Origin of the sequence: Nonomuraea glycinis, from assembly GCF_014646515.1 — a bacterium.
Lineage (GTDB): Bacteria > Actinomycetota > Actinomycetes > Streptosporangiales > Streptosporangiaceae > Nonomuraea > Nonomuraea glycinis.
The window spans coordinates 869,676-884,161 of the sequence record NZ_BMNK01000002.1; the positions used below are offsets into that span (position 1 = coordinate 869,676).

Here is a 14,486-nt window from a genome sequence, read left to right on the forward strand (position 1 = left end):
ACCGTGGGCCCGAATACCCCGGCGATGTGGCCTAGCTCACTCACTCACGAGTGAAGGACGTGGCCTCCGCTGAGCAAAGCGGGCTTTCGCGAGACGGAAGACAAAAGATTCGTCGGCGTACGCCGCCGCTTGACGGCGGTCAAGGATCTTTGACCGGGACGGCGCTCAGACCAGCGGGAGGCGGCGTACGCCGGTCATGGTCGGGGTGGGCATGAACTCCACCGGGTCGTCCGGGTCGGTGCGCAGCCGGGTGAAGCGGTCGAGCAGGATGCCGAGGGCGGTCCTGCCTTCCAGCCGGGCCAAAGGGGCGCCCAGGCAGAAGTGGATGCCGCGGCCGAAGCTGAGATGCGGGTTGGGATCACGGCCGGGGTCGAAGGCGCCGGGGGCGGGGAACTGCCGGGGGTCCCTGTTGGCCGCGCCCACCCACGTCAGGAGCATCTGGTCGGCCGGCACGGTCACGCCGCCCAGCTCGACCTCGCGGGTGGTGGAGCGGCCGACAGCGGCGAACGGCGGCAGGTAGCGCAGCGCCTCCTCGATCACGGCCGGGATCGTGGAGCGGTCGGCCCGGACCAGGTCCTGCTGCTCGGGGAAGGCGTCCAGGCAGAGCACCGTGTTGCCGAGCAGCATCGTCGTGGTGATGTGCCCGGCGAGCAGGAGCACGATCGCGAAGTTGACCACCTGGTCGTCGGGCAGGCGTTCGCCGTCCATCTCGGCCTCGACCAGCTTGGTGAGCAGGTCGGCGCGCGGCCGGGTTCTGCGCTCCGCGGCATGTCCGGCGAGATAGTCGGACATTTCCTTCCATGGGCGGAGGGTGGCCTGCAGGTCCACGTCCTGGTCCACGTCCTGGTCCTCGGCCGGCTCGGCGGGCTCGGCGAGTGAGATCTTGGTGTCGCGCTCGAACAGCGCGTCGGCCCACCGCTTGAACAGGGCCCGATCGCCGCTGGGCACCCCCAGCAACTCGGCGATGACGATGACCGGAAGCGGATAGGCCAGATCGGTCACCAGCTCGAACCGGCCGCGCTCGGCCGCCGCGTCGAGCAGCTCGTGGGTGAGGGCGGCGATCCTCGGCTCGAGATCGGCGACGACCTTCCGGGTGAAGGCGCTGCTGACCAGCTTGCGCAGTTTGCCATGCTCCGGCGGGTCGATCTGAGTGATGAACCCCTCCATCGAGAAGTCCTCGCCCCCGGGCATCAGGCTCTTGGGGATCAGGCGCATGGTGTCGGAGGAGAAGGTGGCCGGATCGCTGAAGATGGCCTGCGCTTCCGGATAGCCGTACACGTTCCATATGCCGGTCTCGGCGTCGAACTCGACCGGCTGCCCGGATCGCGGGCCGTGCAGCCAGAAGTGCCGCGGGTGAACGTCGTACCGCTCCACGAAGTCGGCCATCGCAACCCCCTCCAACCGGTCACACTACGCTCGTCATGTTCCCGTGCAAGGCGCTGCCGCGACCGCGTGTCAGCGCCACCCGTCGAAGAAGTCCGCCGGGAGGTCCGGCAGTGCGCGGTGCAGGGCGGTCACCGGGTCGGTGGTGAAGAGCGCGGTGTTGGCGGGGTCGGCTTCGAGCCAGCGCATCACCGCGTCGTCACGACCGATGAGCTGCCGCATCCCGGCGCGGATCAGCTCGGCTCGCCGGGGATCGCGCGCCGCGATGTCGGCGAGCACGCCGTTGTCGGTCGCGGCGGACGCGTTCCCGTCCGCGGCGAGGAACGTCATGGTCGTGGTGACCCCCTCACGCTGTCCGGCCTGCCGCAGGCGGACGAACCGCCGGTCTGGCGGGACAGCCCTCGTGGCCGGTGACGAAGGGGTCGACGGCTTCATGTGCGGTCCTCCGGGGTGCGTTGCGGTCAGGTGAAGAGCGGGTCGCCGCCGAGTTGGAGCGACACATTGAGGCCGGCGTGATCCAGCTTGAAGGCCGAGCCGGCGGTCCACGTGATCGGATCGACGGCGTTGGTCAGCAACAGGCCGATCGACGGCGCGTCATCACCGTTGAGCTTCTCGATCAGTGGTGGCGTGATCTGCGAGGCCCCCATGATCAGCCCGATCACCAGACCGCCGACGATCAGCGCCGCGCCGTCGGTCAGGACGGCGAGCAGCGCCAGGGCGAGGCCGCCGACCAGCAGGATGATGAGCTGGGTGAGGATCGACCCGGGACTCTGGTGGATGTCGTGGACGATCGCGGGCTGCTGGGTGGCGGTGAACGTCAGCGTCTGCCCGTTGGACGACGTGCCGAGCTCGATCGTGTACCACTGGGTGGAGTCGCAGGTCGCGGTGATGCCCGCGGCGACCTCCGTGCTCGTGTAGCTGTTCAGGATGAGCGTGCCGCCCTCGGCGGTGACGGTCAGGTTCGTCAGGTACGGCTGATAGGAGTTGCCGTCCTGCGTCACCGGCGCGAGCGCTATGGACGTGCCCTCGGTGAGATAGAGCTCGGTGGCGTCGGAGTTGAGCAGGAAATTGTCGTCGGTCAGCCCCGGATAGGTCATCATGATCGCCGGCCGTACGAGGTCGTCCAGCATCCGGGCCTGGGAGACGACGAAGCCGGCGACGCTGCCGGACGGGATGGCGGCCTGGCTCACCTGCTCGGGCAGGAGGTCGCCGGTGCGTGTCCCCGTCATGCAGAGCACGGCGAGCACGCTGTCCGGCAAGGAGTCGCCGTCGAGATAGGCATAGGAGGTGTAGTTGGGCGTCACGAAGCCCCACTGCCCCTGGGCGACCATCGGGTTGAGGTCCACGACGGCGAACACGTGCGCGAAGTCGCCGAGGTTGGCCGTACCCCAGTCCAGAAGCGCCGCGCTCACCAGCGCGCCGCTGACCGTCCCGGGCGCCGGGGTGAGCTGGAGGTCGATGATCGACAGCGGCGGCACCGTCGGCGACGGGGCGGTGGAGTTGACGATCAGTGCCTGCGGGCTGCCGGTGCAGGACTGCTCCGCCCCGGTGTGCGGGATGTAGTGCAACTCGACTTCCACCACGGCGTGGCCTTCGTCGAAGGTGAGCTGCTTGCCGGTGCTGGTGTAGGTCAGCACCACCTGGCTGAGCGGCCAGATCATCCGGACCGCCTTGCCGTCGCCGCCCTGGCACACCTGCCAGGGACCGAACGTGCCCGTCACGCTGAACGTCGGCTCGGTGACGGAGAAGCCGGGCGGCGACGAACCCTCGTCGACGATGGCCTGGTTCACGTCCGGGATCGGGATCGCGAACGCGGTGTCCCAGCCATAGGTGTAAACGGCCGTGTCGTCGGTGGCGTCGTCGGCCGTGAGGGTGGCGGTCGCGGTCATCACTGGGTGACCGTGAGGCCGACCTGGAGCGATCCCGCCAGCGACGCGCTCTGCAGCGTGTAGCCAGGGGTGCTCGGCCAGCTGTAGGGCGCGATGGCCAGGTCCGCGAAGTCATCGAAACCGGGCACGTTCTGCCATTGCTGGTTGGCGGCGTTCTCGATGATCGCCGAGATCGTCTGGTCGCCGCCCACCACGGCCCCGGCGAGGGCGGCCAACGTCCCGACGAACTTCCACTTCGGGGTGGCGAAGGCGTTCTTGATGTTGGTCAGCTTGCCGTTGGACTGGTCCGCGGCCTTGCCGGCCGCGTCCTGGGCGTCCTGCTCGGTCGATGCGGGGTTGTCCTCCTCGATCTGCGAGAACGTCTCCATCTCGATCACGGCGTCGCCGGCGTCATCGCTCAGCTGAGTGATCTCCGCGCCGGCACTCAGGCCCTCGATGATCGGGCCCGCGACGGCGACGAGGGAGAGCACGCCGGTCACCGCTCCCTCGACGATCTCACGGGTGATGGCCTCCTTCGTCTTCGTCACGTTCACGGTGAGGTTCTTGCCGGAGTTCGGCTGGAACCAGAAGATCTGCTTGCCGTCCTGCTGCTGCAGTTGGAGCTGGACCTGCTCCAGGTAGGTGGTGTGGACGTCGTAGCTGGAGCTGTAGGAGTAGAGCAGGTTGACGAACTGGATCTCGACGTAGGTGTGCACCAGGCTCATCGTGAAGTCGCCCGCCGCGATGTTCACGATGGTCGCCTCGTAGACGTCGAGGTCGCTGCCGTCCAGGTCGAGGATGTACTCCGAGCTGCCCTGGCTGAGCAGCCACTGACTGCCCTGGGCGGTCACCGACACGGTGTACCCGGAGACGTAGACGCCGACCAGCTGGAGGGCGTTGACCAGGTCCTGCGACAACGTGCCCTGGTCGAGCTGCGCCGGGAAGCCGCCGGCGGGGATCGAGCCCAGGTTCTTGTTGTCCATCATGAACTTGCCCCACACGAGATCCGTGCTGTTCGTCACCGTGAGGCCGTCGTTGCCGATGGTGAAGCTGCTCGCCGGGGCGCCGTTGAAGATGTTCACGGCGCCCGCCAGCAGCATGTTGCGCATGAACATCGGTCCGCTGATGAGGAAGCCGGCCTGCGCGGGAGCGGGCGGGATGGCGTACGGGGAGACCTGGTGGTTGTCGGACGGCGGGTGCCCGAGAGCCATGGTCAGCACCCCGAACACGCTGGAGTCCATGGTGCCCTGGTCGGTGACGGCATAGCTGGTGGCCGTCGGCTTCATCCAGGCGTAGTTGCCGTCGCCGGACAGGACGGGGGCGAGGTCGAGCGAGGCGAAGACGTGGTTGAACTCGCCGATGTTCGTGTTGAACCAGCTGCTCAGCAGGTCGGGCAGGACGGCGGCGGCGATCCCGGTGGACGGGTTGTTCACGATCGTGATGATGCTGACGGCGGGTTCGTCCTCGGACGCGGCTGCGGCCAGCGCCTGCAGATCGTTCAGCCAGTTCTGCTGGAACTGGTAGACGTCCAGGAACTCGTTGTTGTACTTGTCCGTGGAGTGGAAGATGTAGAAGTTCTGCGTGCCGTCCGTGATGAGCCACTCCTCGCCGGGCTGCACGGCCAGCGCGGTGGCGGCGGACGAGAGGGTCATGGCGTTGGCCGTGAACGCGCTCCGCAGCGTGGCGTCGATCGTGTTCCGGTCGAGGTCGGCCTTGATCGTGTCCACCTGGGACTGGTCGTTGATCACGAAGAAGAACTGGTCGGGGTCGGGCACCCACTGCATCCCGATCTCGATGACGACCTGGCAGTTCTTCCCGTCGAAGGAGATCTGCTGGCCGCCGGCGTTGTAGACACCGGACACCACGGGGCAGGCCATGCGGATGTTCTTACCGTCGCCGCCCACGGTGAGCTGCCAGGGACCGAGGACGGCGTCGAGGTTGTATGTGGGATCGTCGCTGGCGGCCTGCACCAGATTCTTCGCCCCCGAGCTGATATTCGGCCAGGCGTTGGTTATGGCGGTGTTGGCATGGGTGAAATTGATGGCGAAGGCCGTGTCCCAGCCATAGGTGTCCGCATCGTTGCCGTCGGCGCCGGTCGTGGCCGATCGCCTCTGCGCTCTGATATCCGTGCTCATGGTGCTGCCTCATTCTTTATTTACGGGTTCTTCGTTCACGTGCTGGAGATCGTGAGGTTGCCGGCGATGAACACTGATTCGCTCATGCCCACGGCGGACGGAGTGAGATTCTGGCCGTTCTCGGTCCAGGCGATGACCTGGCCGAGGTTCATGACGGCGCCGCCGGTGGCGGCCTGCAGGTCGTTGTCGATGGTGGACATACCGACGTTCTGCGCCTGGTCGCCATATTTCTCGACACACTCGTAGATGGCGTCGGCGAGCCCGGCGGCATCCGTGATGCCGAGGACGACGAGAAGGACCCAGTCGTACCAGGGGATGGTGGAGTCCTGCTGCTCGGTGGGGTGGGGATCGACGGCGAACGTGATGTCGGTGCCGTCGTAGCTCAGCGGGTTGACCGTGGTCAGCGACCAGGTGTAGCCGGCGTCCGGCAGATCGGCGAGCCCGAACAGGAACGTCAGCGGACCGCCGCCCGACGAGCTCGTGGCCAGGCCGTCCCCCGAAGGGCTCGGGCTGAGCGTGTAGGAGTCGACCGTGACCGTGCTGACGTCGAAGTCTCCGGCACTGGCGATCGAGGCCCGATCGTCCGCGGACGTGAGCTGGAACTTCCCGCTGGGGAACGTCGACTGGACGGCAGGCAGCACGACATTCTCGAAGAACGCCGGCTGCGAGATCAGCACCACGCTGTTCGCCGCGGGTTGCAGGGCGGAGGGGTCGAAGGAGGGCTGGGACGGGAAGGCGGCGCCGTCGGTCAGCATGCACAGGAAGCACAGGACGCCGGTGCCGTCACTGCCCTGGGAGACGAAGTACTGCCATTCACCCGGGCTGAGCCACGAGGCCAGATCCGCCGGCGCGGGGTTCACGGTGGCGAAGATGTAGGCGACCTTGTCCCGGTTCGCGAACAGTGCTTCGGTCATGAACTCCGACAGGATGCCCGTGGCCATCGCGTCCAGCCGGCCCTCGGGATCGTGCACCTGCAGCGTCGCGACGTAGCCGGGATTGTTCTGGTCCGAGCTGGGATCCGGATTGAAGGTCAGATGGGTCTCGTCACCGCTTCCCCTGGCCACCGCCTGGTCACCCGTGCCGACCCAGCCGAGCGTGATCTGCATCTCCGGCGTCACGCCGCCGAGGTCGTAGGTGCCGGTGATCGCGCCGCCCGCCATCGACAGCGATCCCTGGGCGATGGGGATGTTGAGATTGATCAGCGAGTTCTGCCCGCCCACCATCTGCCAGGGCGCGAGCTGGGCGTTCAGCGTGATCGTCGACCCGCTGTCCGGGTCCACCGCCGAATAGTCGATGCTCTGGTCGACGTTCTTGAGATTGCTGTTCAGAATGGCGTTGACCATGTCGACGGTCAACGCGAAAACATAGTCATAGCCGTACGTCTTCATCAGCGAAAGCCTCCGGTGTCACCGCTGCACGCTGGATCCTGCGTCAGCAGCGCCGAATGGGCTTCGCGCGGCCGGGCGGGGACACCGAATTCTGGAGAGTGGCGTCATAGGCGCATTCCAGTTGTGCCACGGCACGGCGGAAGACAAAGCCGCCGGCGCGCAAAGTTACGGTGCTCATGGCAGGCCGCTCATTGACCGTGGCCCGGCCGGCCCGCCGAGATCGTGATGGGGGCCGTGGCCACGGTGCTCGGCTCCGGAGCGGGGGAGCCGGGCGTGGTTGTGGGTCATCACAATGAACGTCCCCTCAGTGTTGGTGCGCGGGCCTAAGACTTGCGTTGAGCGCTCTGGCAGCCTCGATCTCAGCGGTTGACCGCGATCCGGCTGCACTCGGGCCGCGTCGGCGGCCGCTCATCCAGAGGGAGTGATCGTGGGCGTCGACGAGCAGCGTGTGCCTGGTGGTGGCTGGCCCCGGCCCGTGGTTCCCCGGATCGGGGCTCGGGTCAGCTACGCCCTGCACCATCTCCTCGCCGCCAAGCCCGCGTACCGGCGGTTAGGCGCCTGGCTCGAACGCCGGCGGCCGGCCTACCGGTGGTTCACCTGGGCGGAGCGGGTGACGAAGGAGCAGCTGTACGGATGCCGCATGTGCGGCCAGTGCGCGTTGCCCGACACCGGCTACACCTGCCCGATGACCTGCCCGAAGCAGCTGCGCAACGGCCCCTGCGGCGGGGTGTCCGCCGAGGGCCGCTGCGAGGTCCATCCTGAGCTGGTCTGCGTCTGGGTGACCGCGATCGAGCGGGCGCAGGACGCGGGGCACGGCGCCGACCTGGACCTGCTGCAGCGCCCGGTCGATCACCGCGAATGGGACCGCAGCTCGTGGGTGAACTACTGGCAGGGGCGGGACGACGGCCTGGGCATCGCGCCCAGCGAGGACGACCCCCGCCCGCTGCTCCGCCGCGAGCTGGGGCTGAGACCGCGATGAGCGGGCTGCCCGGGGTTGAGGCCCCGATGAGCGGGCTGCGTGGCGCGTTCGCGGCCGGTAGGTTCGCCGTCACCGCCGAGATCGGCCCGCCGAGAGGGGCCGACGCGGAGGCGATCACGCGTAAGGCGGATCACCTGCGCGGCTGGGTCGACGCCGCGAACGTCACCGACAACCAGGGCGCGAACGTCCGCATGTCCAGCCTGGCCGGCAGCCTGCTCGCCCAGCGCGCCGGCGTCGAGCCGGTGATGCAGCTGACCTGCCGCGACCGTAACCGGATGGCCCTGCAGTCGGACCTGCTCGCGGCGGGCGCCCTCGGCATCCCGAACGTGCTGCTGCTGACCGGCGACCATCCCCGCTTCGGCGACCATCCCGAGGCCAAGCCGGTCTTCGACCTCGACGGGGTGCAGCTCGTCTGGACCGCGCGCACCCTGCGGGACGACGGCGTGCTCATGTCCGGCAAGGCCGTCTCACCACGCCCGGCCTGGCTGATCGGCACGGTCGAGAACCCGTTCGCGCCCCCGCTGACCTTCCGGGCCCGCCGGCTGGCGAAGAAGGTGGCCGCGGGCGCGGAGTTCGTCCAGACGCAGTACGTCTTCGACTTCGAGGTGTTCGAGCGCTGGATGGCGAGCCTGCGGGATCTCGGCGTCACCGAACACTGCAAGATCATCGCCGGCGTCGGCCCGATCCGCTCGCTGCGCGCCCTGGACTTCATGCGCACCGCCGTGCCCGGCGTGCACGTTCCCGACGAGCTCGACCGGAGGCTGCGCGGGGTGCCCGCCGGCCGGGTCGAGGAGGAGGGGATCGAGGTGTGCGTGGAGGCCGTACAGCGCCTCGCCACGATCCCCGGCGTCGCGGGCGTGCACCTCATGGCGCTCGGCTTCGAGCACGGCGTGCCCGACATCCTGCGGCGGGCCGGGATCCCCCGGCCGCCGACCGTGCTTCCCGACCACAACCGCCACCACCCGATGGAGGGCATCGGTCATGCTCGTTGACTTCCGGCCTCACTCCAAACTCAGCGGTACGAGTCCCCTGGACCTCATGACCTCGCTCGCGCCCGTCGTCGAGGCGTTGCGGGGGGCCGCCACGGACCTCGGCAAGGTCCGGCTCGTGTGCGACTGGGTCCAGTACAAGTCCAACTTCCGCGAGGTGGTCGACGTCCGGCCGATCCTCCTGTGCCCGGAGCTGAGCACGGGACCCGGCCCCGCCATCGTGCCCCTGGGCGTCCGGGACGACGACATCGAGATCGCGGTCGACGTACGGCGAAGTGCCGGCGTGTCCGTCGAGGAGGTCGCCGCGGCGCTGCGCCGGGACGGCGGCCGGGTGCTGCTGGAGGACTGGGGGCCGGGCAGCCGCAGCTGCGTGTGGGAGTTCAACGCCCGCTACTGGAAGGACCTCGACCTCTGGGAGAAGTCCACCGGCCGGGGGTACGAGCAGGCCCTGCCGGGCGGTGACAGCGACGCGCACAACCACGACGCCGCGCGCGACGTGATCCGCGACCTGTTCGAGGTCTGGGACGCGCTGGCCGACGGCGACGCCCTGCCCGAGGAGCTCTACGTCGTCGAGCTCGGCGTGGGCAACGGCACCCAGGCGAAGGTCTTCCTGGACGAGTTCCGGGCCCTCGACGCCGCGCACGGGCGCGACTACTACCGGCGCCTGCACTACATGATGTGCGACTACTCCCAGCACGTGCTCGACCTGGCCCGCGAGGCGGTGAGCGAGCATCTGGCGCGGATCAGCACGTTCGCGCTCGACGCCACGACGCCGGGCACCTCGCTCGGCTTCCTGAAGTACAAGGTCTTCCTCGTCTACATCTCCAACGTCTACGACAACCTGCCGACCGACGAGGTGGCCCAGCTGGGCGGCCGGACCTACTGCGTGCAGGTCCGCGCCTACCTCGACGACGCCGGCGTGGCCGGGCTCGCCGAGTCGCTGGGGGTCACGGTGGGCGAGCTGCCGGCCCTGGTGCACAAGCTGCTGCGGCTCGGGCCGGGGCTGCTGGCCGAGGCCGATCCGGTCCGGTTCGCCGACGTGGACGCCGCCGTCGCCTTCTGGCGGGCGGTGTGGGACCTGGTCAGGCTGGAGGAGCGGTACGTCCCGCTGGCCGGTCTCGACCTCTACTCCCTCGCCCCGGGCATGAGCGGGGAGCTGCTGCGGCCGTTGCTCGAATCCGGCGCCGACATCCGCATGCACGTCAACAACGGGGCGGTGGCGAGCTTCGCCGACAGCCTGAAGCTGCTGCACCCGTTCGGCAGGCTCGTCTGCCATGACCTGTTCGTCACCGACGTGCAGGCGTACCGGACGAACTTCCGGGGCCCCGGGAAGTACGAGGGGTCCGTCGTCAACTGGGTGAACGGGCCGCTGCTCGCGCATGTGGGCCGGCGCAACGGCTTCGACGTGCACTACGCGCCCTTCGCCCATCGGGTGGGCGGGAACATCATCACGATGACGGCGCAGGTGAGGGACTGATGTCCGAGCTGATGAGCGGACTGCCGCTCCTTCCCACCAGCGTCGTGGGGTCCTACCCCGTGCCGGAGTGGATGGAGCGGCTGAAGACCGACTACTACCGCGGCCGGATGAGCCACGCGCAGCTCCAGGACCTGCACGACATGGCGATCAAGGCGGCGCTCCGGGACCAGGAGCTGGCCGGCATCGACATCGTGTCCGACGGCGAGCTGCGCCGCGACAACGACATCGACTACTTCCTCGCCAGGATGCCGGGCATCGACCTCCCGCAGACGTCGAAGGACTTCTACTTCGACTACTACGAGGCCAGGGTCACCGAGCGGCTGCCGCCGGCGGCCACGGCGTCGCTGATGCTGGCCGACGACTTCGCCTTCACCGCCGAGCAGACCTCGGGTCCGGTCAAGTTCTCCTTCACCGGGCCGTTCTCGCTGTCGCGGCGGGTGCGGAACGAGGCGTACGACGACCCCGGTGAGCTGGTGCTGGCCATCGCGCGGGTGCTCAACGCCGAGGCGCGGGCCCTGGCCGCGCGCGGCGCGCGGCTCCTGCAGATCGACGAGCCCTTCCTGGCCGGCTACCCCGGCGAGGTGGAGACGGCGATCGAGGCCGTCAACATCGTCACCGAGGGCGTCGACGTCACCTGGGCGCTGCACGTCTGTTACGGCAACCGCTACGCGCGCCCCTCGTGGGAGGGCCACTACGACTTCCTGTTCCCCGCGGTGCTCGACGCCCGGGTGGACCAGCTCGTGCTGGAGTTCGCCCGCAAGGGGTACGCCGACCTGCCGGTGATCGACAAGTTCGGCTGGGACCGCACGATCGGGCTCGGCGTCATCGACGTCAAGTCCGCCGAGGTGGAGACCCCGGAGGCGGTCGCCACCAGGATCCGCAGCGCGCTCAATCTCGTTCCGGCCGATCGGCTGGTCGTCAACCCCGACTGCGGGCTGCGGAACATCTCCGCGCCCGTCGCCAGGGCCAAGCTCGCCGCCATGGTCGCCGGCGCCGCCACCGTGCGCGCCGAGCTGACCGGCGCCACCCACCATCTGAACCCGCTCAACCCATCGCACGAGGAGCCCGCGCCATGACCCAGCTGGGAATCGAAGACGACTATGTGTTCACCTCCGAGTCCGTGACCGAGGGGCACCCCGACAAGATCGCCGACGCGGTGTCGGACGCCGTACTGGACGCGGCACTGACCCTCGACCCCTACGCCCGGGTCGCCTGCGAGACCCTGATCACCACCGGCATGGTCGTCCTGGCCGGGGAGATCACCACCCCGCAGGTGCTCGACTACACCCAGATCGTCCGCGACACCGTCAACCGGATCGGCTACGACAACGGCGACTACGGCTTCGACGGGCACTCGTGCGCCGTCCTCGTGGCGCTCGACAAGCAGTCACCCGACATCGCGCAGGGCGTCGACCTGGCGCACGAGCACCGCAGCGACCACTCCGGCGACGAGTTCGACCGGGCCGGCGCCGGCGACCAGGGCATGATGTTCGGCTACGCCACCGACGAGACCCCCGAGCTCATGCCGATGCCGATCGCGCTGGCGCACCGCCTGTCCCGCAGGCTCGCCGCGGTGCGCAAGGACGGCACGCTCGGCTACCTGCGCCCGGACGGCAAGACCCAGGTGTCGGTGCGCTACCAGGGTGACATCCCGGTCGGCGTGGAGCAGGTGCTGATCTCCACCCAGCACGCCGAGGAGGCCACCCTGGAGCAGATCCGCGAGGACCTCTGGCAACACGTCGTCTCCCAGGAGCTGCCGGACGAGCTGTACGACGCCGACGCGCTGCACCGCAGCCTGCTGGTCAACCCCACCGGCAGGTTCGTGATCGGCGGCCCGGTCGGTGACGCGGGCCTCACCGGCCGCAAGATCATCGTGGACACCTACGGAGGATTCGCCCGGCACGGCGGCGGCGCCTTCTCCGGCAAGGACCCCTCCAAGGTCGACCGGTCCGCCGCCTACGCCGCGCGCCACGTCGCCAAGAACGTGGTCGCCGCCGGCCTGGCCCGCCGGGCCGAGGTGCAGGTCGCGTACGCCATCGGGGTGGCCAGGCCGGTGTCGGTGCTGATCGAGACGTTCGGCACCGAGCGGGTGAGCCGGTCGCTGATCCGCAAGCTGGTGGCCGAGCACTTCGACCTGCGCCCCGCCGCGTTCCGCAAGTACCTCGGCCTGCACAGCCCCATCTACAGCCAGACCGCCGCCTACGGACACTTCGGGCGTACGGACCTGGACCTGCCGTGGGAGCGGACCGACCGGGCCGACCTGCTCCGCCGGGCGGCCGCGCTGTCCGCCGACGCCGTCCCCGCCACGCTGTGACCTCGACGGATCCCGATGTCGGCCGGCTGGTCGTGTCCTGCACCGACCGGCCGGGCATCGTCGCCAACGTCTCGGCGTTCCTGTACCGGCGCGGAGCCAACATCGTGCAGTCCGACCAGGACTCCACCGGGGCTGCGGGCGGCCGGTTCTTCCTGCGCGTCGTGTTCCACCTGCCCGGCCTGGACAAGGAGCTGCCCCGGCTGGAGCGCGAGTTCCGGGAGGAGGTCGCGGCCCGGCTCGGTGCGGACTTCCGCTTCCGCGCCGCCGCCGCGCCGGCCCGGGTGGCGCTCTTCGTCTCCCGGTACGACCACTGCCTGCTGGACCTGCTCTGGCGGGCCCGCCGGGGCGAGCTGCCCATCGAGGTGTCCCAGGTGGTGTCCAACCACCCGGACCTCGCCGACGAGGTGGCCTCGTTCGGGGTGCCGTTCGCGCACATCCCGGTGACCAGGGCCACCAAGCCGGCGGCCGAGCAGCGCCAGCTCGACCTTCTGCGGAACCGGGTCGATCTGGTGGTGCTGGCCCGGTACATGCAGGTCCTGTCGGGCGACTTCCTGGACCGGGCCGGCGTACCGGTGATCAACATCCACCATTCCTTCCTGCCCGCCTTCGCCGGCGCCGGGCCGTACGAGCAGGCGAAGGAGCGTGGCGTGAAGCTCATCGGGGCGACCGCGCACTACGCCACCGAGGAGCTCGACGAGGGGCCGATCATCGAGCAGGACGTCGTGCGGGTGTCGCATCGCGCGAGCGTGCGGGAGCTGACGCGGCGCGGCGCCGACATCGAGCGGACCGTGCTGGCCAGAGCGGTGGCCTGGCACTGCGAGGACCGCGTCCTGGTGAACGGCCGCACCACGATCATCTTCTAGACAGATTCACTGAGGAGTAGCCGTGTCCGTAGGGACGACCGCCGTGGTCGGATCGATCGCCACCGACCACCTGATGCACTTTCCCGGCCGCTTCGCCGACCATCTGGTGGCCGATCAGCTCGACCGGGTGTCACTGAGCTTCCTGGTCGACGATCTCGTCGTCCACCGGGGCGGAGTCGGCGCGAACATCGCCTTCGGCATGGGTGTCCTCGGGCAACGGCCGCTGCTCGTGGGCGCGGTCGGCGCCGACTTCGCCGACTACCGGGCGATCCTCGAACGGCACGGCGTCGACTGCGGCGGGGTGCTCACCGTCGAGACGGCCCACACCCCGCGCTTCACCTGCACGACCGACGACGACCAGTGCCAGCTCGCGTCGTTCTACCCGGGGGCGATGACGGAGACGAAGAACATCTCCCTCGCCCCGCTCGTGGAGCGGTACGGCATCGGGCTGGTGCTGGTCGGCGCGAGCGATCCGGACGCGATGGTGGCGCAGACCGAGGAGGCCAGGGCGCTGGGCGTGCCGTTCGCCGCCGACCCGTCGCAGCAGCTGCCCCGCCTCGACGGCGACCAGTGCCGCGCGCTGGTCGACGGTGCCCGCTACCTGTTCACCAACGAGTACGAGCTGGAACTGCTGATCCGCAAGACCGGCTGGACCGCCGACGAGATCACCGGCCGGGTGGGCCTGCGGGTGACCACGCTGTCCGACCGGGGCGTCGACCTCGTCGGCCGGGACGGCACCGCGCTGCACGTCGGCGTGGTGCCGGCCCGGACGATCGCCGACCCGACCGGCGTCGGCGACGGGTTCCGGGCCGGGTTCCTGGCCGGCGGGAACGGCGGGCTGGGGCTGGAGCGGGCCGCCCAGCTCGGGGCGCTGGTCGCCACGCTGGTGCTGGAGTCGAACGGCGCCCAGGAGTGGGCCATCGACGCCGACACCGACGTGGCCCGCCTGCGCGAGGCCTATGGTGAGCAGGCGGCGGCGGACATCGAGCCGGTGCTGCGGGCCGCCCTGGGCTGAGGGATATGCCGGATTTGTCCGGCCGCGTATTCTTGTCGTGGCGCACCCTGTGCGCCACGAAGTGCGAGGAGATGC

12 protein-coding genes are annotated in these 14,486 nt (G+C 69.3%); 7 read left to right on the forward strand and 5 right to left on the reverse strand.

Going from position 1 to position 14,486, the window contains the following annotated elements:
- Nucleotides 1-165 precede the first annotated feature (165 nt).
- From IEY87_RS09295 to IEY87_RS09315, 5 genes are all read right to left on the reverse strand, one after another.
- Complete coding sequence (locus IEY87_RS09295; protein WP_189138061.1) at nucleotides 166-1,386, reverse strand: cytochrome P450; 1,221 nt, start codon at nucleotides 1,384-1,386, stop codon at nucleotides 166-168.
- 69 nt (nucleotides 1,387-1,455) lie between these two features.
- Nucleotides 1,456-1,818 carry a hypothetical protein gene (locus IEY87_RS09300; protein ID WP_189138062.1) on the reverse strand — a complete coding sequence of 121 codons (363 nt, stop codon included), beginning with the start codon at nucleotides 1,816-1,818 and terminating at the stop codon, nucleotides 1,456-1,458.
- A gap of 26 nt (nucleotides 1,819-1,844) precedes the next feature.
- Entirely contained in the window at nucleotides 1,845-3,272 is a 1,428-nt protein-coding gene (locus tag IEY87_RS09305; RefSeq protein ID WP_225277731.1) for a TULIP family P47-like protein, read from the reverse strand.
- Nucleotides 3,272-5,386, reverse strand: coding sequence for a TULIP family P47-like protein (locus IEY87_RS09310; RefSeq protein ID WP_189138064.1), 2,115 nt, complete (start codon nucleotides 5,384-5,386; stop codon nucleotides 3,272-3,274). Before IEY87_RS09310 ends, IEY87_RS09305 begins: the two co-directional genes overlap by 1 nt.
- A gap of 35 nt (nucleotides 5,387-5,421) precedes the next feature.
- Nucleotides 5,422-6,774: a TULIP family P47-like protein gene (locus IEY87_RS09315; RefSeq protein WP_189138065.1), complete on the reverse strand. Its 1,353-nt coding sequence runs from the start codon at nucleotides 6,772-6,774 to the stop codon at nucleotides 5,422-5,424.
- Nucleotides 6,775-7,201: 427 nt separating this feature from the next.
- Here IEY87_RS09315 and IEY87_RS45595 point away from each other — a divergent pair, with 427 nt between their 5' ends.
- The 7 genes from IEY87_RS45595 to IEY87_RS09350 are packed head-to-tail and all read left to right on the forward strand — an operon-like array spanning nucleotide 7,202 to nucleotide 14,411.
- Entirely contained in the window at nucleotides 7,202-7,753 is a 552-nt protein-coding gene (locus IEY87_RS45595) for a methylenetetrahydrofolate reductase C-terminal domain-containing protein (protein ID WP_225277723.1), read from the forward strand.
- A 26-nt stretch (nucleotides 7,754-7,779) separates the two neighbouring features.
- Nucleotides 7,780-8,745 (forward strand): methylenetetrahydrofolate reductase, encoded by a 966-nt coding sequence (locus IEY87_RS09325; RefSeq protein WP_189138066.1) that lies wholly within the window; start codon nucleotides 7,780-7,782, stop codon nucleotides 8,743-8,745.
- A 46-nt stretch (nucleotides 8,746-8,791) separates the two neighbouring features.
- Nucleotides 8,792-10,219, forward strand: a complete 1,428-nt coding sequence (locus IEY87_RS09330; RefSeq protein ID WP_189138067.1) for an SAM-dependent methyltransferase — start codon at nucleotides 8,792-8,794, stop codon at nucleotides 10,217-10,219.
- Nucleotides 10,219-11,295: a uroporphyrinogen decarboxylase/cobalamine-independent methonine synthase family protein gene (locus tag IEY87_RS09335; protein ID WP_189138068.1), complete on the forward strand. Its 1,077-nt coding sequence runs from the start codon at nucleotides 10,219-10,221 to the stop codon at nucleotides 11,293-11,295. The genes IEY87_RS09330 and IEY87_RS09335 overlap by 1 nt, the downstream gene beginning before the upstream one ends.
- A complete protein-coding gene (gene metK, locus IEY87_RS09340) occupies nucleotides 11,292-12,533 on the forward strand; it encodes a methionine adenosyltransferase (RefSeq protein ID WP_189138069.1) in 1,242 nt (413 codons plus the stop codon). Before IEY87_RS09335 ends, metK begins: the two co-directional genes overlap by 4 nt.
- On the forward strand, nucleotides 12,530-13,396 hold the full coding sequence (gene purU / locus IEY87_RS09345) for a formyltetrahydrofolate deformylase (RefSeq protein WP_189138070.1): 867 nt from the start codon (nucleotides 12,530-12,532) through the stop codon (nucleotides 13,394-13,396). The genes metK and purU overlap by 4 nt, the downstream gene beginning before the upstream one ends.
- A 22-nt stretch (nucleotides 13,397-13,418) precedes the next feature.
- Nucleotides 13,419-14,411 carry a PfkB family carbohydrate kinase gene (locus IEY87_RS09350; RefSeq protein WP_308112991.1) on the forward strand — a complete coding sequence of 331 codons (993 nt, stop codon included), beginning with the start codon at nucleotides 13,419-13,421 and terminating at the stop codon, nucleotides 14,409-14,411.
- Nucleotides 14,412-14,486 lie beyond the last annotated feature (75 nt).